Genomic DNA, 20,242 nt, shown 5'->3' on the forward strand with positions numbered 1-20,242 from the left:
ACAGGTGCTGCCGTGGCGACAAACCGTGGTCCCCTGGTTGATCCCCATTGCCATCCTGTCCAACGAGCTCACCGGCATCGCAGACCCATCGGCTGGCCGGAACACCCGAGACAATTTTCCTGTCTCCGAGGTGATCAGCGCAGCGCTTCCGGCGTTCCTGTCCAATCAACGACCCTGTCTCACTTGCGGTGGTGACGGAGTGTGCTGCTATCCGAGGAGGATGCTGTGGCGAAGCAGAGTGAAGCCTGCTCGTCCGTGCATCTGGCGCGCGATCCGCTTGGTCTTCGTGTTGACGCCTTCGGTGGGGCCGTTGCTGTACGGAAGGGTGAGCCCGGCGATCACGGCGTCGAGGTCTCGGTCCAGGCCCCGGGTGAAGGCAGGCAGATGAGGCAGGTCGGCTGCTCGGACTTGGGCTATCCAGCGCGTGAGTGCGTGGGCGTTGTCGGCGTGAGGCGCAAGGAGCGGAGCGAAGTCCCGGATGTCTGTGGTCAGTTGTGTCATTTCGAGGCAGCTGCCGGTGAGTTTGGCCAGGAGCTCGTGTTGCTCAGAGGGCGTTTGATCTAGGTCAATTGCCCTTTATCTTCTAGTAGGTTCCTCGCCAGGCGGGTGTGGCCTCGTCCGTTATGCGCTTGGCGAGGTTGTCGATCGAGGCGATGTGGATCATGGCTTTGGAGCTGGTGGGCAGGGTCTCGTAGTCGCGGGCGAGCCGGTGGTGCGTCGTGATCCAGCCGAGGCTTCTTTCCACCACCCAGCGCCTTTTGACCACGTGGAATCCGCGAACTCCCGGGTTTCTGTTGACGACTTCAACGTCGATTCCGAGGTTGGCTCCGTGCTCAACGACGGCGTTCTTGAAGCCGGTATCGACCCAGCTCTTGGAGATCTTCGGGTAGGTCCTCTTGGCGTGGTCGAGGAGCCGGATTCCCACGGAGGTCGAGACGTCCACGGCCAGAACGACCCGCCCACCAACCGCATGGGGAACGGGCAGCGAGGCCAACAGGCCCCGCATCCGGGCCAGCTCGGCCCAGCCGGCATTCAGCGCCTGATAGAGGGCAGCGTGCCCGCGCCGGTGCTCGGCCTCCAGACTCAGGTCGACCAAGGTCTGCACGGGGCCGTCCTTGCACACGATCACGTCGGTGAGCTCGAAGAGGGCATCGGCGCGGGCGTACAGACAGTCGTAGAACTCGACCCGAAAGCGGGACAACAACCCGAGAGCGTCGACGCCGACAGCGGCATCGGGAAGACTCGTCATCAGCGGCCGTTCCTCCATGCAGTGTTGCTCGACGCTTCGCAGCATGGACGACGGCCGCTACCCCTGTCCGCGGAAAGTCATCAGGTCAACCCGTCGAGTGACCTGCGACGTTAAACGCCAAGCTAAGGGGCTTCGTAGTTCTGGATCTCTGTGACTTTCGCCATCGACGGGCTGGACTCGTCGAACCGAAGAGCGAGCCACTCCCGGGTCAGTTTCCTGGCGAGCTCGATACCGACCACGCGTTGTCCCATGCACAGGATCTGCGCGTTGTTGGAGAGCACCGACCGCTCGACCGAGTAGCTGTCGTGGGCGGTGACCGCGCGCACCCCCTTCACCTTGTTCGCGGCGATGGCCACACCGAGCCCTGTCCCGCAGACCAAGATTGCCCGATCGGCCTGACCACTCGCGATCATCTCGGCGGCCTGGATGGCCACGGTCGGATAGTGGGTGTGCCCGTCGGCGTCGACGCCGACGTCCATGACATCGGCAACGTCAGAGTTGTTCTGGAGATCGGCTTTGATGCGCTGCTTGTACTCGTATCCTGCGTCGTCCGAGCCGACGACGAGACGCCAGGCGGTCATGGTTCGAAGTCCGTTCGTTGAAGGGCTGGTCGGTACGGTGGTCAGCGGACCGGGGAGAACGACTGCTCGACGACCCGGGCGAGGGCCGCGAGGGAGACAGCACCGGGATCCGGGGTGCCCAGGGATCGTTCGCCGTGGGTTCTGGCCCGGCCGCGGTGAGGAAGCAGGTTGGCGGTGGCCTGGGCGGCGGTCTCCGCGGCGGCGGCCGCCTGTGACCACGCGGCGGTCGGGTCCGTGCCGGCTTCCACGGCCGCGGCGAATGTGTCGGCGAGCGGCACGAGCGCGTCGACCAGCGTCTTGTCGCCCACCGCGGCCTTGCCGTACGAGGTGACGTCTTCGGCTGCGCGCTTCAGTCCGCGGACGAGGTCCTGCCGGGTGGGCTCCCGGTCGTCGCCCAGTTCGCGTCCGACGGCGCGCAGGATGACCGCCCAGATCGCGCCCGAGGTGCCGCCGGCCTTGTCCGACCAGTCCTCCGCCGCGGCGTGCAGCGTGGTGAGAGCGCCCGCGCCCCGCGCGGTCACCGCCGTCGCAGCACGGGCCGCCGCGCGGGTGCCACGTCGCATGCCGACGCCGTGGTCGCCGTCACCGGCCACCGCGTCGATGCGGCCCAGTTCCTCGGCCGCAGCGTCCATGGCGGTATGGCAGGCGTCGAGGGTCGTGACGATCCTGGCCGCGAGTCGACGCGACGTTCGGCTCGACTCCGGCAGGGGCTCGCTCCCGCTCTCGGCGTCCGGTGCGATCTGAGGGGGTAGCAGCAGGGAAGTGTCCACACTCCCGGTCCGGAACGCCGGTGTGTCGGCCGGCGCGGACCACAGTCGCTCCAGTTCGTCGTCGAGCCATAGCAGGGTCAAGGAGACCCCCGCCATGTCGAAACTGGTGCAGTACTCACCGACATGGGGGTCGGCCACGGTCACCCCGGCGGCATCGAGAAGTTCGGCGACGCGTCGGTAGACGACGTACAACTCCTCGTACTTCACCGAACCGAGGCCGTTGAGCAGGGCGACCACCCGGGCACCGTGCGGCCCGTCCGGCAGCGGCACCTCTTCCGCGGAGAGCAGGCGCTCGACGAACAGTTCGGCAAGGCCGTCCGCCGTCGGCATGTCCACCTCGGCGATGCCCGGCTCTCCGTGAATTCCCAGACCGATGGCCATCCGTCCCTCGGGGACGGTGAACAACGGCTCGGTGGCGCCCGGCAACCTGCAACCTGAGAACGCCACACCCATCGACCGGGTGCGCGCGTTCGCCCGCCGCGCCAGGGCTTCCACCGTGTCCATGTCGTGTCCGGCCGCCGCAGCGGCCCCGGCGATCTTGAAGACGGTGAAGTCGCCCGCGATGCCGCGCCGTAGTTCCGCACGACCGGCCGGGGCGCTGAAGATGTCGTCGGTCACCCGCACCGTACGGCAGTCGATGCCGTCGGCTCGGACAGCGGCCTCCGCCTCCCCGAAATGCAGAACATCGCCGGCGTAGTTTCCGTAGCACATCAGGACTCCCCGACCCTGGTCGGAGGCTCGTGCCACCGATTCGACCTGGCGGGCGGACGGCGAGGAAAACGGGTTCCCCACAGCGGCACCGTGTGCCAGACCGGGACCGACGAGCCCCGCGAAAGCCGGGTAGTGGCCCGATCCTCCGCCGACGACCACCGACACCGTCGGCCGCGGGTCCCGCATCGAGCGCACCACACCACCTGGCACCTGCCTTACCCACCGGCCACTCGCTATGGCGAAACCGGCGAGCATCTCGTCGGGAAAGTCGTCCGGCGCATTCCACAGTCGCGTCACGTACCCCTCATCTCCGTCCGTTCCTCGGCGTTGATGTTTCGTCACCGTAACTGTTGACAAAAAAATGTCAACAGTTACGGTTCTCGCCATGACCAACGGTGTTCAGGCCACGCTCGGCCGTAGCACGCTACGGGAGCGCTGTACCGCTTATGTGCGAGAACAGATCATTTCGGGCGTTCTGCGCCCCGGCGAACACATCGTGGAGGTGACGCTCAGCGGCGAGTTGGGGGTGAGCCGCGGAACCCTGCGGGAATCTCTGCGCCCGCTGGAGGTCGAAGGCCTGATCATCAGCGACGGCCGTGGACACATGCACGTCCGGGAGCTCTCCCGGCAGGAGATCTGCGAGGTCTTCGAAGTCCGCGAGGCGCTGGAGGTGCTGGCCGCGACCAAGCTGGCGCAGCGTGCGGACCGTGCTGAGAGCGCCACGGAACTGCGCGGACTGCTTGAGCCGCTGAAGGGCCCGGGGCTGTCCTTCAGTGCGCAGATCGAACTGGACCTGGCCTTTCACTCAAAGCTCTGCGAGCTGACGGGTAACGAAACCCTCCGCGCCGTGTGGGGCCGTCTGATCGGCCAGATCGAGATGATCATCATTGCGGCCGGCCCTGCCCGCGCGGCGGACCGGATGCGCTACGCGGACCACGTCGCGATCGTCGACGCAATCGAGACCGGAGATCCCGTACACGTGGCCGCGGTCGTCTCGGCGCACATGGCTGACTTCTCCCGCCGCTACGAGGGCGACGCCCAGCCCACTCCGGCAGCACCGGAACAGCTTCTTTCCCCCCGCGACTGAGAGACCGGATGAGTCATGCCGACGTTGCCACCCTTTTCCTGTTCCACCATCACCTTCCGCGACCGTGAACTTCCGCGGGCACTCGACACCATCGCCGGCCTCGGCTTCCATCAGGTCGATCTGGGCGCCCTTGCCGGCCTGTGCGAACACGTTCCGCCCACCGGGACAGCCGCCGAGCTGTCCGCCGTCGCGGCCCGGGTCCGGGCGGTGTCCCTGACCGTCACCGGTGTCAACGCCGATCCCGGGTCCTTCAACAGCGGTTCCGACCACACGGCGGTACGCGAGGCGATGTACCGGCTGCTCGACTTCTGTGCCGACGCGCGAAGTCAACGTCTGGTGCTCACCTGCGGCGAGCCGGAGGACTCCGGAGTGCCGGCCGAGGAGCAGCTGAAACGGGTAGCAGCCGGGCTGGAGCCCGTGCTCGACCGGGCCCGCGAGGTGGCTGTGGAGCTGACCGTCGAGGCGCCCCACTACCTGCGGCTGGTCAACACGATGACGCGCACGGACGAACTGCTGGCCGCACTGGCGCCCGGCGTCACCCAGGCCTGGGACGTCTCCCACGTCCGTGCCACCGGCGAGGACCCCGCCGAGTTGTTCCCCCGGTTCGCCGACCGGGTGTCCACGATTCATCTGCGCGACGCCGTCCCCGGGGACATCCGGCGGCCGATGGGCCTGGGGGACATCGACTTCGCCGGTGTCCTGTCCAGCGCTGCGGCGGTCGGCTACCGAGGCCCGCTCGTCCTGGAGTTGGAGACACATGACAGTCCGTACGCGTCGAAGGAAGAGGAAGTGCGAGCAGCCCTGAGTCATCTGACCGCCGTGTCCGCCTCGAAGGCCGGGGAGGCCGAGTGAAGGTCGCATTCGTCGGAGTCGGGGCCATGGGCGCGCCGATGGCCAGGCTGGTGCTGCGCCGGCTTCCGGTGACGGTGTTCGATCCGGACTCCGCCCGCATGGCCGAGCTGGCCGCCGAGGGCGCGCACGCCGCCGGCAGTGCAGCCGAGGCGGTCCGCGACGCCGACGCGGTCATCGTGATGGTAGCGACGCCTGCACAGCTCGACCAAGCCCTGTTCGGCGAAGGCGGCGTCCATGCCGGTGTCAGAGCCGGCGCCACCGTGATCCTCATGAGTTCCGTCGGTATCGACTGCGCGGTCGACGCGGGCTGGCGCCTCGAAGCCGTCGGTGCCCGGGTCGTGGACGCGCCGGTGACCGGTGGGGCCGTGCGGGCGGTGACCGGCGAGCTGACCGTGCTCGCGGGCGCCGCGCCCGAGGTGCTCGACGGCGTCCGGCCGCTGCTGGACCTGGTGGCCGCGCAGATCGCGCACTGCGGTGACCGGGTCGGTGACGGACAGGCCGTGAAGCTCGTCAACCAGCTGCTGTGCTCTGTCCACCTGGCCGCGGCAGGCGAGGCCCTGCAGTTCGCCCGCGCGCTTGGCCTTGATCCGGGGCAGGTGCTCGCCACGATCGAGTCCGGTGCCGCCGCTTCGTTCATGCTGAGTGACCGCGGACCGCGGATGCTCGCCGACGGCACCCCGCACGTCCTGAGCGCGATCGACATCTTCGTCAAGGACTCCTCGCTCGTCCTCGCCGCTGCGAGGGAAGCGGGGGCCGTGACCCCGCTGGCCGAGCAGGCGGCCGAGCTGTTCTCCCGCGCCAGCGGCAGGGGGCTGGGCCACAACGACGACTCCAGCATCGCCCGCATGTTCCAGAAGGAGCCGCACTGACATGAAGTATCTGAAGATCGGCGCCTCGGGACTCGAAGTCTCCGCCGTCACGCTCGGCTGCATGAGCTATGGCGACCCCGACCGGGGCGCGCACGGGTGGAGCCTGCCCGAGGAGCCGAGCCGCGAGTTCATCCGGCGGGCCCTCGAACTCGGCGTCAACTCCTTCGACACGGCCAACATCTACTCCCTCGGTCACAGCGAGGAGATCCTCGGCCGCTGCGTCCGCGACTTCGCCCGCCGGGAGGAGGTCGTCATCGCCACCAAGGTCCACGGCGTGATGCGGCCCGGGCCGAACGGCGGGGGGCTCTCCCGGCGGCACATCATGGAACAGATCGACGCCAGTCTGCGCCGGCTGCAGACAGACCATGTCGACCTCTACCAGATCCACCGGTGGGACGACACCGTCCCGATCGAGGAGACGATGGAGGCCCTGCACGACGTCGTCAAGGCTGGCAAGGCCCGCTACCTCGGCGCCTCCTCGATGTACGCCTGGCAGTTCGCCAAGGCCCAGTACACCGCCCGGCTCGGCGGCTGGACACCGTTCATCTCCATGCAGACCCAGTACAACCTGCTGACCCGGGAGGACGAGCGCGAACTGCACCCGTTCTGCCTGGACCAGGGCGTCGGGCTGCTGCCGTGGAGCCCGCTGGCGCGGGGCAAGCTCACCCGGCCATGGGACGACGCGGCCGAGAGGATCAAGACGGACCCGCTCGGCAAGACCCTGTACCAGCAGGCCGAGGCCGAGGACCGGAAGATCAGCGACCAGGTCTCGGCGATCGCCGAGGCCCGTGGGGTCAGCCGGGCCCAGGTCGCCCTTGCCTGGGTGATGCACCGCCCGGTCGTCACCTCACCCATCGTCGGCGCCACCAAGCCCCATCACCTGGACGACGCCGTGGCGGCGGTCGATCTCACCCTCGACCCCGAGGAGATGAGCGCGCTCGAAGCGCACTACGTCCCCCACCGAATGGAAGGTTTCTGAGCCCGTCCTCCCCACGTCCCCCTCCCTCACCTTTCAATGAAGAAGGGCACGCACATGAACGACAACCTCAGAGGACCCTCCCGTCGATCCTTCCTCGGTCTCGGCGTCGCAGCGGCCGGAGCGGTCTCCCTCTCCCTGACCGGCTGCGGCGCCTCCGGCGGACCGGGGTCCACCTCGGCCACGCCCCAGGGCGGCGTCTCGCTGAAGATGTCGGGGTACGGCTCGAGCGCGCGGCAGCAGAAGCTCCAGCAGGTGTTCAAGCTGTACACCAAGAAGCACGGCGGCAAGGTCGACCTGGAGCTGCTCTCCAACGAGGCCTACGCGCAGAAGCTGGCCACCCAGATCGCGGGCGGCGCCGCCGCCGACGTCGTGGCGCTCTTCCAGAACATGGTCGCGCAGTACGCCACGAAGAACGCCCTCGCTCCCCTCGACCGCGACGGGTCCAAGTTCCTGGACCTGTCGCAGTTCGACAAGAGGTCGCTCTCTGGCGGAGTCGTCGGCGGCAAGCGCGTGGCCCTACCGCTCGGCGACAACGCCTACGGTGTGATCTGGGACAAGGGCGCGCTGGCCGAACTGGGCATGCAGGTCCCCGAGCCGGGCCAGACCTGGGACGAGTTCATCTCCTTCGCCAACGACGTCAAGAAGAAGGGGAAGAGCGGCTACTTCGGCACCATCGACAACAGCGCCGACTTCAACTGCTTCGAGATCTTCGTGAGGCAGAGCGGCAAGGAGCTCTACAAGGACGGCAAGCTCGGCTTCTCGAAGGTGGACCTGGAAGCCTGGTTCCAGATCTGGGCCGAGCTGCGCAAGAGCGGTGCCGCCCCGCCCGGAGACCTGACCGCGCAGACCATGACCGGCGGCTTCGGCAACTCCCTGCTGGTGACGGGCAAGGCGCCGAACTTCTTCATCTATCCGAACGTCCTCAGCAGCTTCCAGACGCTGACGAAGAGCGAACTGGCCGTCAGTACCGTTCCGATGCCCAGCGCCGCGAAGTCCGGCCTCTTCGTCCGAGCCTCCAACTGGGCTGCGGTCAACGCCCGTTCCAGTCACCCGGCGGACGCGGCGGCCCTGATCGGGTTCATCCTGAACGACGAGGAGGCCGCGAAGATCCTCCAGGCCGAGTTCGCCGCCCCACCGAACCTGGAGCTGCGCAAGGCGATCACGTTCAGCAAGACCGACCAGGTCTTCATCGACTACGTCGAACTCGTCGCCAAGGAGTACGCGCACTCCGTTCCCGCGCTGGACGTGGAGTTCCCGAACGGTTCCGCGCAGGTCATGACGTCGTTCGTGACGATCAGTCAGAGCATCGCCACCGGACAGCAGTCCATCTCCTCGGGAACCGACAGCTTCTTCTCGCAAGCCGGAGGATTCCTCTCGTGAGCGCGACGACCCGGGTCGCGTCCGCGGCACCGACCACCGTGGGGGCGCCGAAGGCCACGAACCGTCGGCGCCCGCAGGGCAAGTGGGCTCTGCTGTTCCTCAGTCCCTGGATCGTGGGGCTGGTGGTGCTGACGGCCGGCCCCCTGATCGCCTCCCTGTATCTGTCGTTCACCGACTACGACCTGCTCACCTCACCGAAGTGGGTCGGTGTCGAGAACTACACGAAGATGTTCACCGGGGACCCGCTGTGGCAGAAGTCCGTGGTGGTCACCGCGACCTACGTGGTCGTGGCGGTGCCGCTGCAGCTCGCCTTCGCGCTGCTGCTGGCGTCCATCCTCAACCGCGGCGTCAAGGGCATGAGCATATGGCGGGCGCTGTATTACCTGCCGAGCCTCTTCGGCTCCAGTGTCGCCATCGCCATCCTGTGGCGGGAGATCTTCGGCGCCAACGGGCTCCTCAACAACATCCTCGGTGTGTTCGGCATCCACTCCACGACGAGTTGGATCGGAGACCCGAACTGGTCCCTAGGCACGCTGATCCTGCTGCGGGTCTGGGAATTCGGCTCACCCATGATCATCTTCCTGGCGGGGCTCCGACAGATTCCGACCGAGCTTTACGAGTCCGCCTCCCTCGACGGGGCCGGCACCGTGCGGAAGTTCTTCTCCATCACCCTGCCGCTGCTGACGCCGATCCTCTTCTTCAACCTGATCCTCCAAGTGATCAGCGCATTCCAGGTGTTCGGTTCGGCCTTCATCATCGGGGGCGGTCAGGGAGGACCGGACAACTCGATGCTCGTCTACACCCTGTACCTGTACCAGGCCGCCTTCACGAACTTCCAGATGGGTTACGCCGCCGCCATGGCCTGGATCCTGCTCGTCATCATCGGGGCGGTGACCGCGGTCAACTTCTGGCTCAGCCGCTACTGGGTCCACTACTCCGATGAAGAGTGAGAACTCGAGATGACAACCACCACTCACCCCGTCCGCGAAAGCGCGCCGTCTCCCCCGGCCAAGTCCGCACCCCGTCCCTCGACTCCCGGCCAGCGCACCACCCGGGTGCTGCTCTACGTCGTCCTCGCCGTCGGCGCGGTCGCGATGCTCTACCCGCTGGTGTGGCTGCTGTCGGCGTCGTTCAAGCCCGCCGACGAGATCTTCGGCTCGGCCGGTCTGTTGCCGAGCAAGTGGGACTTCAGCAACTACACCGACGGCTGGACCATCTCCGACGGCAGCACCTTCGGACGGCCGCTGCTGAATTCGATCTTCGTGAGCCTCGGCGCGGTCGTCGGGAACATCGTCGCCTGCTCCCTCGCCGCGTTCGCCTTCGCCCGCCTGGAATTCCGGTTCAAGCGCATCGCGTTCGCCCTGATGATGGTCACCATCATGCTGCCCGCGCAGGTGACGATCATTCCGCAGTACATCCTGTTCCACTACCTCGGCTGGGTGAACACCTATCTCCCGCTGATCCTGCCGAAGTTCTTCGCCGTCGACGCCTTCTTCATCTTCCTGATGGTGCAGTTCATCCGCGGAATTCCCCGGGATTTGGACGACGCCGCGGAACTCGACGGATGCAACCCGGGCAAGGTCTACCTGAAGGTGATTCTGCCGCTGCTGACACCGGCGCTGGTCACCACGGCGATCTTCACCTTCCTGTGGACGTACAACGACTTCTTCTCGCAGCTGATCTACCTCTCGGACTCGCGGCTGTACACGGTGCCCCTAGCGCTGCGTCAGTTCGTCGACGGCACCGGGCAGTCGGAGTTCGGTCCCATGTTCGCCATGAGTGTGCTGTCCCTGCTGCCCACTCTTGTGCTGTTCCTGATCTTCCAGAGGCTGATCGTGGACGGCGTCTCCACCTCAGGGATGAAGGGATGAGGCGGCCGATGCGCCAGGCCTGGTGGTCCGGACCGGTGTACGGGGCGCTCGACACCTCCTGCCGGTATCTGTTCCTGAGCCTGCTGTGGACGGTGGGCACCGCTCTGGTGGTCACGGCGCCCGCCGCCACCACCGCCCTCCTGGCCACGGCGCGCAGATGGGCCGAGGGCGACGAGGGCCCGGTCTGCTCGGGGTTCCTCACCGACCTACGGCGCTCCGCCCGCACGAGCATCGCGGCGGCGGCGCTCCTCCTGCCGGTCGCCGTGCTGCTGGTGGCGAACGTCGTGATCGTCCCGCACATGGGGGATCAGCGGCCCTACGGCACCGTGGCGCTGGCCGCGATCGCGCTCCCCTTCCTCGTGTTCGCCACGAACCTGTTCCCGGCGCTCACCCGCGAGGCGACGGGTGTCCGGAACGCCTACCGGCTGACGGTCGAGCGGATCGTCCGCCGGCCGGCAGCCGCCTGCCTCACCACCGCCGTCGCGCTGCTCGCCGCCTACTGCGTCTACGTCCAGCCGCTGAGTGCCCTGCTCATCGCCGCGCCCGCCGCGCGCCTGGTCGTCACGGCCCACGGCCGGCCCGCGGCCCGACCGGCCACATCCCTGTAACCCGACCGGCCACATCCGTGTAACCCGACCGGCCACTCCCTGTGAGCCCGACCGGCCGCATCCCTCCAAGGAGACACCGCATGACCTCGATCGAGATCCGAGGGACCGACTTCGTCGTCGACGGACGGATCGCCAACCAGGGCCAATCGCTCGACGGCATCCCGCTCGACGGGCTGCTGCTGAACAGCCGCATGATCAACGGGGCGTTCGACGACGCGAACCCCGACACCGTGCGCAAGTGGGCTTACCCAGACACCGGTGTCTGGGACGCGGAGCGCAACACCCGGGAGTTCCTCGCCGCGATGCCGCAGTGGAAGCGGGACGGGCTGGACGCCTTCACCATCGGTGTCCAGGGCGGCAGCCCGCAGGGGTACAGCGTCGAACAGCCCTGGGACAACGGAGGTTTCACGGCGGAGGGCGCGCTGCGGGACCAGTACCGGGAGCGTCTGGGAAGGATCATCGAGGAGGCCGACCGGCTCGGACTCGTCGTCGTCCTGGACGCCTTTTACCACGGCCAGGACCACCGGCTGCGGGATGAACCGGCCATCAGGCGTGCCGTCACCGAGGTCTGCACCTGGGTGCTGCGGTCGGGCTGGCGGCACGTGCTGCTGGAGATCGCCAACGAGGTGAACTGGCACAAGCACTACACGCACGACCTGATCAAGGCCGAACGCGTCCACGAACTGATCGCCCTCGCGAAGTCGGTCACGCACGAGGGCCGCAGGCTGCTGGTGAGCACGAGTTTCCTCGCGCATCCGCCCATCATCACCGAACAGGTCGCGGCGGAGGCGGACTTCGTCCTGATCCACGGCAACGGCACTCCGGCGCCGGACCGGCTGCGGGAGATGGTCGAGGAGATCAAGGCCACGCCCGGGTACACCCCGAAGCCGATCATGTTCAACGAGGACGACCACTTCGACTTCGACAAGCCGGACAACCACATGAAGGCGGCTCTGGCCGCCGGCGCCTCATGGGGCTATTTCGACCCGGGTTCCGTCACCACTGACCCGCCGCAGCCGACGCTCGGTGACTACGAGAACGGCTACCAGGCCGTGCCGGTCAACTGGGGTGTCAGCACCGAAACGAAGAGGGCCTTCTTCGCCACGCTACGAAGCGTGCGCTGAGGCCTCCCCGGTCGTCCGGGCGTGCGCGTCGCCGACGTAGCGGCGGGTGAAGTCACCCATGTGGCTGGTGAGCGTCTCCCGGACGGCCTGTGCGTCCCCGGTGCGGATGGCAGCGACGATCGGCAGGTGCTCCTCGTAACGCATCCTGCCGACCGCCCGGTTCGACCCGGCGGCAATGATCATCATGCGGATCTGGCTGGTCAGTTGGAGCCACGACCGACTCAGCGTGCCGTTGCCCGTCAGCTCGCACAGGAGAGCGTGGAAGCCGAGGTCGGTCTCGATGCGCTCGCTGAATCCGAGGTCGGGTTCCCGCAGCCGCGCGATCTTCTGCTCCAGCGCGTCCGCGTACTCCGCACGCCGCGGGCTTTCGGCGAGTTTGGTGGCTGCGAGGATCTCCAGCGCCGTACGTACTTCGAAGACCTCGGCGATCTCCTGGGGGCTGAGTTTGCGTACCTTCATGCGCCCGTTGCCCTCGTTGACGAGCAGACCCTCAGTCTCCAGCGGACGTAGCGCTTCTCGCAGGGTACCCCGACTCACTCCCAAAATGTCGCTGAGCTGGACTTCCCGGACATGCTCGCCGGGTTGCAGCGCACCCGAAACGATCTGGTCGCGTAGGTATGCAATGCACCGTTCGCGAAGACTGCGGCGATCGAAGGGGCCTGCGTCACGCACACTCATGGGCCAAGGGTATCGGTCGCCGCTCGGGCGGCCAGGACTAGGGCGCGGGGGCCGCCAACCCGACCGCGTCCCGTTACCCCCATACAAGTCGGCGGCTCACAAAGCCCAGCGAGGTTACAGTAGACGCCAAGCTCAGACTGCGGCGCTGATCAGGTTCTTGGCGGCACGCCCTTCCTGGGCGACGAAGACGATGTTGGCCGGGTCGGCAAGCACGTCAATATCAGTGAGCGGGTCGCCGTCGCACACCACGAGGTCCGCGCGCTTCCCTGGTTCGAGAGTGCCGAGGACATCGGAGAGGCCCAGGAGTTCCGCGGCGTTCCGTGTGCCGGCCTGGATCGCCTGCATGGGGGTGAGGCCGAGCTTGACCATGTGGACCAATTCCTCCAGGTTGCGACCGTGCGGGCATATCCCCGCGTCGGTGCCGAGCGCGACCTTCACGCCGTGCTGCAGGGCCTTTGCGATGTTCTCCTGGGCGATGGCGGACCAGCGGACCTTCTTCTGGTACAGGTACTCCGGGACGCTTCCCGGCTCCGGGACCTTCGTCGCTGTGGACAGAGTGGGCACCAGGAACGTGCCGCGCTCGAGCATCAGGTCGATGCATGCGTCGTCGACCGCGTAGCCGTGTTCGACGCTGGTCACACCGCCCCGTACGGCGTTCAGGATGCCCGCCGTGCCCTGGGCGTGGGCGGCCACCGGGCGGCCGCCGTGGCGCCTCGCCTCGTCCACGACGGCGGCGATCTCCTCCTGCGTCAGGCCTTCGTCGTCCGGCTGATCGTTGGGGCTGCTCACGCCGCCGGTGGCACACAGTTTGATGACGTCCGCGCTGTCTCGTATCAGTCGGCGGGTGGCACGCCGTGCTTCATCCACCGTGTCGGCGATCTCGCTCCCTCCACCCAAGACGCCGGCCAGATTGATCCCGCTGGGCAGGGTGGAGTCGCCGTGGCCTCCGGTATGGCTAAGGATGCGTACGGCGGTGTGCAACCGGGGGCCGGAGATGAGGCCGGTCTCGACGGCCTCGCGGAATCCCGCGTCCACGCCGCCCAGGTCGCGTGCCGTGGTGACACCGGCCTGGAGCGTAGCGTGCATCCGCTCCGCGCTCTGGAAGGCGCGGAGGCTACGGCGGACCCCGATCTGCATCATCCCCTGGACGCTCGGTGAGCCGAAGTGGACGTGGCAGTCGAAGAACCCGGGGAGCAGGGTGCGCGCCGCCAGGTCGACAACCTGCTCACCCGATGGCTGAGGCGCGCGGTCGGCCGGGCCGGCGTAGCTGATGCGCCCCTCTCGGTCCACGATCAGCACCGCGTCGTCGACCGGCTGATCTCCGGTGCCGTCGATCATCCGAGCACGGATGAAGCGAGTGGGGGAAACGGTCATGGTCGCAGATTCCTTTCGTAAGGCGGGAAGTCAGGGCACCGCCAGGGGTGAGCGGCCCGTCGACCGCTGTGGGGTCAGGAGCCGGCAGGCTTGCGGGTGGCGAGCACCAGGAGTGTGGCCAGGGCGCAGCTTGCGGCGCAGATGGCCCAGACCGCGACATAGGCGCTTTCCGTGGGGATCTGGCTGCCGGACACGCTCATCGCGGCGAACATCGCCGCGAACGCGCCTCCGGCGACGCTGCCACCGGCGGTCTTGAGCGTGTTGTAGATGCCTGCGCTGATACCGGTACGGTCCGCGGGACTGAGCTCTACGATCATGGTGGGCAGTGCGCTGAGGGCGATGCCGGTTCCGAGTCCGGTCACGACGTTCGCGACGACGAAGTGCCAGACCTCGGTGTGCCACATCGTCATCAGCAGGTAGCCGAGCGCGAAGACGGCAAGCCCGCAGGCGAGGGTGGCCCGATATCCGATGCTCCCGCCGACCCGCGGGGTGACCGTCGCCCCCACCATGAACATCAGGGCCGTGGGCAGAGCGAGCAGGCCGATCTGCATCGTGTCCAGCCCCAGACCGTAACCGAGCTTGCCGGGTGGGCTGGCCTGGAATGCGGCGGTGGCGACCTGGGCGCCGAAGAAGGCGACACCGAGGACCAGGCTGGCGCCGTAGAGCGGCAGCGTGGAGGGATGGGCGAACGCTCGCACGTCGACCATCGGGTCCTGCAGCCGGGATTCGATCCACACGAACAGCGCGAGGACGAGGAGGCCGGCGGCCACCAGCGCCGGCACGGTCCCGCCCCAGCCCCACTCCTTGGCCTTCGACAGGCCGAACAGCAGCGTTCCCAGCCCGGCGCTGAGCAGCAGAGCACCCAGCCAGTCGACCCGTGCTCCGGTTCTGCGCGTGACGGATTCGGGGATGAGGAAGAAGGTCACGGGAATGGCGAGGGCCGTCATGGCCGCCGGGACCAGGAGCGCATGGTTGGGGTCGCCCAGGAGCCGGAAGATCCAGCCGATGCCGACCGTGCCCACGGTCGCGCCTACGGACAGGGAGCCGATGAGCAGGCTGATGGCCTTGCGGGCCTGCTGTGGGTCGAGCCGGTCGCGGACGATGCCGATCTCCAGAGGCAGCAGCGCTGCCAGCGGCGCCTGCAGGAACCGGCCGACGAGGAGGGCCTCGAACGAGGACGCGGTGGCCACGAGCAGGCTGCCCGTCGCCAGCGTCAGCACCGCGCACCGCAGGACTCTCCGGTGCCCGTAGAGGTCGCCCAGCCTGGAGAGCAACGGCACCGCTGCGGCCGCCGCCATGAGCTGCACCGACGCCACCCAGTTCAGATCTCCGGCGGAGACGTGGTGAACGGCGCCGAGTGCCGGGAGCAGGGGCGGCAGGCTGCCCTGCAGTACTCCGCTGACGATCTCGATGTAGGCCAGGAATCCGACCACCGCGGCCACACGGCGCGGGACTGCGGTGTTCGGACTCGCGGGGTGCGCTGTGTCAGGCACTGTCATGTGGGCTCCTTGATACTCCCGGTCTGCCCGGGCGTCGTTCCAGCGAGGACGACACCGGGTTGGGCACATCTTGAGCGGAGATATCATTAGCCGGACAAAAATGCGGGAAAGATTAAGTCGGAAGGCTTGATTTGCTGGATTCGGACAAACTCGATGAGTTCGACTACGCCCTGGTGCACGCCCTTCAGTACGCGCCCCGGGCGAGCTGGTCACAGCTCAGTTCGGTCCTGGGCACCAACGCGGCCACCGCCGCCCGCCGCTGGGCGCGGCTGGTCGAAGCCGGTAGCGCCTGGGTGAGCTGCCATCCATGGGCGGATCTGGGAACGTCGGCGATCGTCGAAGTGGACTGCGCGCCCGGCATGGCGGAGACGGTGGCGGCGGAGCTGGTCAACGACCCGCACGTCTTCACGGTGGACCGCACCACGGGTGCCCGGGACCTGCTGATCACTCTGATCGCGAACGACGTCGCCGCCCTGTCGAAATACATGAGTTTCCGCCTGGAACGGCTGCCCGGCATCGTGGCGACCCGGACCGCGCCGATCATCTCGTCTTACAAGTCGGGCAGCGATTGGCGGCTCGATCGGCTGAGCCCCGAGCAACGGGATGCGCTGGTCGGCCGCCGCGCGGCGGCGCGTCGCCCCAACGCACCTACAGTGCGACTCACGCACGCCGACGACGCGCTGATCCGCGCCCTCGCGGAGGACGGACGGCTGCCGCTCGTCGATCTCGCGGACCGGCTGGGCACGACTCCGGTCACGGTAAAGCGCAGACTCGCCCGGCTGGAGGCGAGCGGGGCCCTGGCCTTCCGCGTAGAACTCGCCCGCCACCTGTCGGGATGGCCGGTGGGTGTCACACTGTGGGCCAGCGTGCCACCCACTGAGCAGGAACGGATCAGCAGGGCACTGTCGGGCCTGCGGGAAGCGCGCCTGTGCGTCTCCCTGTCCGGACCGCACAATCTCCTCCTCACGGCCTGGCTGCGGTCGGTGGCCCAAGTGCAGGGGCTGGAGACCCAGTTGGTCCAGCGCCTCCCCGGCCTGGCCATCGCCGACCGCTCCATCACCTTGTGGAACATGAAGCTCGGCGGCCACGTGCTGGACCCCGACGGGCGCCGGCTGCGCACCGTGCCCATCGGTCCCTGGCAGGACACCAGCGCAGCCGACCAGGAGGAGGACAAGGTCATCCAGCGCCTACGAGCGCTCAGCTGACGGTCACCCCACCGATACGGTCGTCGACCACGGCCCTACCCGTGGTTGCTCGACGGATGCTTGGATGCCACGAAACAGCACGTCAGAAGGCGGCACGATCCGACTGAGAGCGTGGTGGTGAACCGACTTGTATTCGGTGGGGTTGGGCTTGATGCCTCGAACGTTCATGCTGGCCGCTGGGTGGGCGTAGACGAACGGGCCTCTTGGTAGGAGTGCGGTTGTCGAGACCAACCCTCCGGCCCAGGAGGCCCGTTGCCGCATCAGTTCACCATCACCGAGACCGCCGGTGCCACTGCGGCCACTCTGCCGTGTGACTGCTACGTTCACCAGTACGGGGCGATCGCGGCGGGGCGGCGGGGCAGCGGGGCAGCGGGGCAGCGGGGCAGGACTACCCGTCCGACATTACGGATACAGAGTGGAGCCAGGTCACGGCCTCGATGCCGGTGCCGGCCTGGCTGGAGGGCCGGGGCGGACATCCCGAGCCTTACTGCCACCGTGAGATGGTCGACGCAGTGCGCTATCTCGTCGACAACGGTGCGAAGTGGCGGGCGATGCCCATCGACCTGCCCGCGCCATGCAAGGTCTACGACTTCTTTCGCCGCTGGTCGCGCCACGGCTATGTGCGCGAGCTCCACCAGCTGTCGCCGTACTCGTCTGAGTGGTCCTGGCAAGATTTTCGTGAAGCGGGGTGCGCCTCCGTGCGCTGGTGACGCTCCGTCACGGGTAGCGGGACCGTCTGAGAGTGTGTGATGACCTCGTACGGATTATGTCTCCGCACCTGAATGTGGTGCGGGTGGAGCGCGTGTGGGCGGCGGGCGGAGTGGTCCGAATCGCCGCTCGGACACGCGAGTTGATGGCAGTGTGTCCGGACTGCGGGCGCGAGTCCGCTCGGGTGCACAGCCGGTATTTCCGCAAGCTGGCCGACGTTGCTGCTGGTGGACGCTCGATGCTGATCACCCTAGGGGTACGGCGCCTGTTCTGTGACAGTCCGAGCTGTGACCGGCGGACGTTCGCCGAGCAGGTGGACGGGCTGACGGTGCGCTACCAGCGTCGCAGTCTGCTGCTGCAGCATCTGGTGGAGATGGCCGGGGTACTGCTCGCCGGCCGTGGCGGGGCCCGGCTCCTGAACATCTTGAAAGCGCCGCTGTCGCGGACGAGTGTGCTGTTCCAGCTGATGCGCATGCGACTGCCTTCGATCACGACACCGCGGGTGCTGGGCGTGGACGACTTCGCCCTGTACGCGGACGTCTACGGCACGCTGCTGGTGGATGCCGGCACGCGGTTGCCGATCGAGTTGTGGTCCGGGCGCGATGCCGAACAGCTGGCTGCCTGGCTGCGCACGCATCCCGGTGTCGAGGTCGTATGCCGGGACGGCTCGCTGGTCTACCGGCAGGGCATCAACGAAGGAGCTCCGGACGCGGTGCAGGTCAGCGACCGTTTTCACCTCTGGCAGGGGCTGTCGAAACGGGTCTCTGACATTGCCGCCGCCCACCGCGGCTGCCTGACCGAGGCGGTACCTGAACCCGAACCGGCTCCGTCATCGTCGGCGGAGCCGTCCGAGGCAGCTGATTCTCCCTCTCGCCGCCACGCCAAGCGCCTGTTCGAGGCGGTGCACTCGGTCTCCGACACAGGTCGCTCACTCAGCGCCATCGCCCGTGAGCTCGGCCTGAACCGACGCACAGTGGCCAAGTACGCACGCGCTGCCTCCTGGCAGGACTGCGTACGGCGCACTTCGCCGCGCCGGTCCACGGGACTTGATCCGCATCTGGATTATCTGCGCCAACGATGGGACGAAGGTGAGCACACCGCGACGGTGCTGCACGAGGAGATCGTCGCCAAGGGCTACCTGGGCCACTACCAACGGGTCAAAATGGCCATCGCGCCGCTGCGTCGAGGGCTGCCGATCAACACACCGCGCGAGCGGCCGCCCTCGCCCCGCCAGGTCGCCTGCTGGATCACCACCACACCATCCCGGCGCGGCTGCATGCGACGGAGAGCCTCCGTCGGCTGTTCGAGCACTGTCCGGAGCTCAAGCGCACCCACTATCTGGTGCGGCAGTTCGCGGCCATGCTCGCGGGCTGCGACGCAGCCGGGCTGTCCGATTGGCTCGATCAACTCACGGACTCGAACCTTCCGGCCTTGGCCGGCCTGGCCAAGGCCCTCCGCGAGGACCAGGCCGCTGTCGTGCAGGGCATCACCACACCGTTCAACTCCGGTGTCAACGAAGGCCGAATCACAGACCTGAAGCTCCAGAAAAGAATCATGGCCGGGCGCGCAGGAGTTCCCCTCCTCCGCCAGCGCGTCGTCCTCATGGCCCACCTCCGACGCCGCTACCCGTGACGGAGCGTCACCTGCGCACGGAGGCACACCCCCGCTTCACGAAAATCTTGCCAGGGCCAACCCGACCCCCGAACGGCCTTTCGCGTCCACCGATTCGTCCAGCTGACCTGAACCGACGTCGGTACAAATTCTGGGGAGCCGTTACTGAGGGTCACTGGAGCAGGATCATCTTGCGTAGGAGTTCGAATCCGACTCGACCGTAGAGCTGTCGCTTGGTCTTCTTGATACGGTTCACGGCGCCCTCGATGCTGCCCGAGCTCCAGTTCAGGGTCAGGCCGGCTGTCACGGCGTTGAGGCCTGCGTCGACCCGTTGCGACTTGGGGGCTGGAGGTACCCGTCCAGCCCCCAAGTCGCCGCGGCTCTCGAGCCTGGACATCATCCGTTTGCCGTCTCGGGCAGCTGCAGTTCTTCGTCGAGGCCAGCGTGCAGGTAGGCCGCCATCGGTTTCAGGCCCTGTCGACGACTTACTATGGCACGGCCCGGTTCCCCGGGCCCGGTGCAGTAGTTCGTCAGCCGTGCCGACGCAGCAGTTCCCACACCCCCCACCGACAAGGACAGGCCGAGCACCTGCTCGATCAGCATCGCCACCCTGGCCAGGGTCCATCTCTCGTCCGGCCACCCGTGGGCAACCGTCCTCTTCAGTAACTCGGCTTCCAGGAGAGGAAATTGTTCCGCAGGGACCTTCGGTCACTCGGCCGGACCGGACGAACGCACCGCCACGTTTCCCTGCTCGCGCCAGGCCCACTTCCAGCGTTCCACCGAACGGACGCCGACTCGAAGTTCCTTCGCGATCTCCCCGTTCTTCTCACCTCGTTCGAACCCCTGAGCCGCGAGCATCCGGATCCACGCTCGCGCGGCCTGGCCCCTGGGCCCGTGTCCACCACCTTGCGCGTATCACATCTCCACGGCGCACCGCAGGGTCCAACCCCCGTCACCACGCCACGACAACCCCACGAAGAGCTCAGTGATAAGCCACGCGTGCCGGGGCGGTGGGGCGGGTGGTGTGGTTCTACAGTGCGCAGGTGTCCTTGGAATCCTCTTCGCCGGGTGGGCGGCTGTCTGTGT

19 protein-coding genes and 4 pseudogenes are annotated in these 20,242 nt (G+C 67.5%); 13 read left to right on the plus strand and 10 right to left on the minus strand.

The window, feature by feature from the left end; all coding sequences use genetic code 11:
- Positions 1-207: 207 nt before the first annotated feature.
- From ACZ67T_RS44645 to ACZ67T_RS44665, 5 genes and pseudogenes are all read right to left on the minus strand, one after another.
- Positions 208-549 (minus strand): annotated as a pseudogene (locus ACZ67T_RS44645) (transposase); the annotation flags it as partial.
- Between the two features lie 34 nt (positions 550-583).
- A pseudogene (locus ACZ67T_RS44650) lies at positions 584-931 on the minus strand (transposase); the annotation flags it as partial.
- Between the two features lie 12 nt (positions 932-943).
- Positions 944-1,294: pseudogene (locus ACZ67T_RS44655) on the minus strand (transposase); the annotation flags it as partial.
- 77 nt (positions 1,295-1,371) lie between these two features.
- Positions 1,372-1,830, minus strand: coding sequence for a ribose-5-phosphate isomerase (locus ACZ67T_RS44660; RefSeq protein ID WP_469992611.1), 459 nt, complete (start codon positions 1,828-1,830; stop codon positions 1,372-1,374).
- A 41-nt stretch (positions 1,831-1,871) separates the two neighbouring features.
- Entirely contained in the window at positions 1,872-3,608 is a 1,737-nt protein-coding gene (locus ACZ67T_RS44665) for a dihydroxyacetone kinase family protein (protein WP_469992613.1), read from the minus strand.
- 88 nt (positions 3,609-3,696) lie between these two features.
- Here ACZ67T_RS44665 and ACZ67T_RS44670 point away from each other — a divergent pair, with 88 nt between their 5' ends.
- The 9 genes from ACZ67T_RS44670 to ACZ67T_RS44710 all read left to right on the plus strand — a co-directional run bounded on the left by ACZ67T_RS44670 (position 3,697) and on the right by ACZ67T_RS44710 (position 12,081).
- Positions 3,697-4,398, plus strand: coding sequence for a GntR family transcriptional regulator (locus ACZ67T_RS44670; RefSeq protein WP_469992615.1), 702 nt, complete (start codon positions 3,697-3,699; stop codon positions 4,396-4,398).
- Between the two features lie 15 nt (positions 4,399-4,413).
- Complete coding sequence (locus tag ACZ67T_RS44675) at positions 4,414-5,250, plus strand: sugar phosphate isomerase/epimerase family protein (protein ID WP_469992616.1); 837 nt, start codon at positions 4,414-4,416, stop codon at positions 5,248-5,250.
- Entirely contained in the window at positions 5,247-6,119 is an 873-nt protein-coding gene (locus tag ACZ67T_RS44680) for an NAD(P)-dependent oxidoreductase (RefSeq protein ID WP_469992618.1), read from the plus strand. Before ACZ67T_RS44675 ends, ACZ67T_RS44680 begins: the two co-directional genes overlap by 4 nt.
- 1 nt (position 6,120) lies before the next feature.
- Complete coding sequence (locus ACZ67T_RS44685) at positions 6,121-7,098, plus strand: aldo/keto reductase (RefSeq protein ID WP_469992620.1); 978 nt, start codon at positions 6,121-6,123, stop codon at positions 7,096-7,098.
- Positions 7,099-7,152: 54 nt separating this feature from the next.
- Positions 7,153-8,478: an ABC transporter substrate-binding protein gene (locus ACZ67T_RS44690; RefSeq protein WP_469992622.1), complete on the plus strand. Its 1,326-nt coding sequence runs from the start codon at positions 7,153-7,155 to the stop codon at positions 8,476-8,478.
- On the plus strand, positions 8,475-9,428 hold the full coding sequence (locus tag ACZ67T_RS44695) for a carbohydrate ABC transporter permease (protein ID WP_469992623.1): 954 nt from the start codon (positions 8,475-8,477) through the stop codon (positions 9,426-9,428). The genes ACZ67T_RS44690 and ACZ67T_RS44695 overlap by 4 nt, the downstream gene beginning before the upstream one ends.
- A gap of 9 nt (positions 9,429-9,437) precedes the next feature.
- Positions 9,438-10,349 (plus strand): carbohydrate ABC transporter permease, encoded by a 912-nt coding sequence (locus tag ACZ67T_RS44700; RefSeq protein WP_469992625.1) that lies wholly within the window; start codon positions 9,438-9,440, stop codon positions 10,347-10,349.
- Positions 10,346-10,957 carry a DUF624 domain-containing protein gene (locus tag ACZ67T_RS44705; RefSeq protein WP_469992627.1) on the plus strand — a complete coding sequence of 204 codons (612 nt, stop codon included), beginning with the start codon at positions 10,346-10,348 and terminating at the stop codon, positions 10,955-10,957. The genes ACZ67T_RS44700 and ACZ67T_RS44705 overlap by 4 nt, the downstream gene beginning before the upstream one ends.
- 80 nt (positions 10,958-11,037) lie before the next feature.
- Positions 11,038-12,081 (plus strand): hypothetical protein, encoded by a 1,044-nt coding sequence (locus ACZ67T_RS44710; protein ID WP_469992628.1) that lies wholly within the window; start codon positions 11,038-11,040, stop codon positions 12,079-12,081.
- Here the strand turns inward: ACZ67T_RS44710 and ACZ67T_RS44715 are convergent.
- The 3 genes from ACZ67T_RS44715 to ACZ67T_RS44725 form a co-directional block, all read right to left on the minus strand.
- Complete coding sequence (locus tag ACZ67T_RS44715; protein WP_469992630.1) at positions 12,064-12,759, minus strand: GntR family transcriptional regulator; 696 nt, start codon at positions 12,757-12,759, stop codon at positions 12,064-12,066. The two genes, ACZ67T_RS44710 and ACZ67T_RS44715, sit on opposite strands and share 18 nt — an antisense overlap.
- A gap of 132 nt (positions 12,760-12,891) precedes the next feature.
- Entirely contained in the window at positions 12,892-14,133 is a 1,242-nt protein-coding gene (locus ACZ67T_RS44720; protein ID WP_469992632.1) for a metal-dependent hydrolase family protein, read from the minus strand.
- Between the two features lie 74 nt (positions 14,134-14,207).
- The gene (locus ACZ67T_RS44725) at positions 14,208-15,632 is read right to left on the minus strand and encodes an MFS transporter (protein ID WP_469992634.1); all 1,425 of its coding nucleotides are present in this window, start codon (positions 15,630-15,632) and stop codon (positions 14,208-14,210) included.
- A gap of 131 nt (positions 15,633-15,763) precedes the next feature.
- Here ACZ67T_RS44725 and ACZ67T_RS44730 point away from each other — a divergent pair, with 131 nt between their 5' ends.
- From ACZ67T_RS44730 to ACZ67T_RS44745, 4 genes and pseudogenes are all read left to right on the plus strand, one after another.
- Positions 15,764-16,837: an Lrp/AsnC family transcriptional regulator gene (locus tag ACZ67T_RS44730; protein ID WP_469992635.1), complete on the plus strand. Its 1,074-nt coding sequence runs from the start codon at positions 15,764-15,766 to the stop codon at positions 16,835-16,837.
- Positions 16,838-17,238: 401 nt separating this feature from the next.
- The gene (locus ACZ67T_RS44735) at positions 17,239-17,547 is read left to right on the plus strand and encodes a transposase (RefSeq protein WP_469992640.1); all 309 of its coding nucleotides are present in this window, start codon (positions 17,239-17,241) and stop codon (positions 17,545-17,547) included.
- A 143-nt stretch (positions 17,548-17,690) separates the two neighbouring features.
- A pseudogene (locus ACZ67T_RS44740) lies at positions 17,691-18,272 on the plus strand (transposase family protein); the annotation flags it as partial.
- A 614-nt stretch (positions 18,273-18,886) separates the two neighbouring features.
- Positions 18,887-19,177 (plus strand): hypothetical protein, encoded by a 291-nt coding sequence (locus tag ACZ67T_RS44745; protein ID WP_469992636.1) that lies wholly within the window; start codon positions 18,887-18,889, stop codon positions 19,175-19,177.
- Positions 19,178-19,328: 151 nt separating this feature from the next.
- On the opposite strand, the gene ACZ67T_RS44750 is transcribed toward ACZ67T_RS44745, so the two are convergent.
- Positions 19,329-19,463: a hypothetical protein gene (locus ACZ67T_RS44750; protein ID WP_469992642.1), complete on the minus strand. Its 135-nt coding sequence runs from the start codon at positions 19,461-19,463 to the stop codon at positions 19,329-19,331.
- 89 nt (positions 19,464-19,552) lie between these two features.
- Complete coding sequence (locus ACZ67T_RS44755) at positions 19,553-19,765, minus strand: hypothetical protein (RefSeq protein ID WP_469992638.1); 213 nt, start codon at positions 19,763-19,765, stop codon at positions 19,553-19,555.
- Positions 19,766-20,242 lie beyond the last annotated feature (477 nt).

It is taken from the genome of Streptomyces sp. NPDC107517, from assembly GCF_055582645.1.

What these genes read in the sequence shown, in the direction of transcription:
- ACZ67T_RS44700 (WP_469992625.1), top strand. Translation starts at nt 9,438, where the DNA reads ATGACAACCACCACTCACCCCGTCCGCGAAAGCGCGCCGTCTCCCCCG.
- ACZ67T_RS44690 (WP_469992622.1), top strand. Translation starts at nt 7,153, where the DNA reads ATGAACGACAACCTCAGAGGACCCTCCCGTCGATCCTTCCTCGGTCTC.
- ACZ67T_RS44705 (WP_469992627.1), top strand. Translation starts at nt 10,346, where the DNA reads ATGAGGCGGCCGATGCGCCAGGCCTGGTGGTCCGGACCGGTGTACGGG.
- ACZ67T_RS44685 (WP_469992620.1), top strand. Translation starts at nt 6,121, where the DNA reads ATGAAGTATCTGAAGATCGGCGCCTCGGGACTCGAAGTCTCCGCCGTC.
- ACZ67T_RS44675 (WP_469992616.1), top strand. Translation starts at nt 4,414, where the DNA reads ATGCCGACGTTGCCACCCTTTTCCTGTTCCACCATCACCTTCCGCGAC.
- ACZ67T_RS44670 (WP_469992615.1), top strand. Translation starts at nt 3,697, where the DNA reads ATGACCAACGGTGTTCAGGCCACGCTCGGCCGTAGCACGCTACGGGAG.
- ACZ67T_RS44660 (WP_469992611.1), bottom strand. Translation starts at nt 1,830, where the DNA reads ATGACCGCCTGGCGTCTCGTCGTCGGCTCGGACGACGCAGGATACGAG.
- ACZ67T_RS44710 (WP_469992628.1), top strand. Translation starts at nt 11,038, where the DNA reads ATGACCTCGATCGAGATCCGAGGGACCGACTTCGTCGTCGACGGACGG.
- ACZ67T_RS44720 (WP_469992632.1), bottom strand. Translation starts at nt 14,133, where the DNA reads ATGACCGTTTCCCCCACTCGCTTCATCCGTGCTCGGATGATCGACGGC.
- ACZ67T_RS44725 (WP_469992634.1), bottom strand. Translation starts at nt 15,632, where the DNA reads ATGACAGTGCCTGACACAGCGCACCCCGCGAGTCCGAACACCGCAGTC.
- ACZ67T_RS44715 (WP_469992630.1), bottom strand. Translation starts at nt 12,759, where the DNA reads ATGAGTGTGCGTGACGCAGGCCCCTTCGATCGCCGCAGTCTTCGCGAA.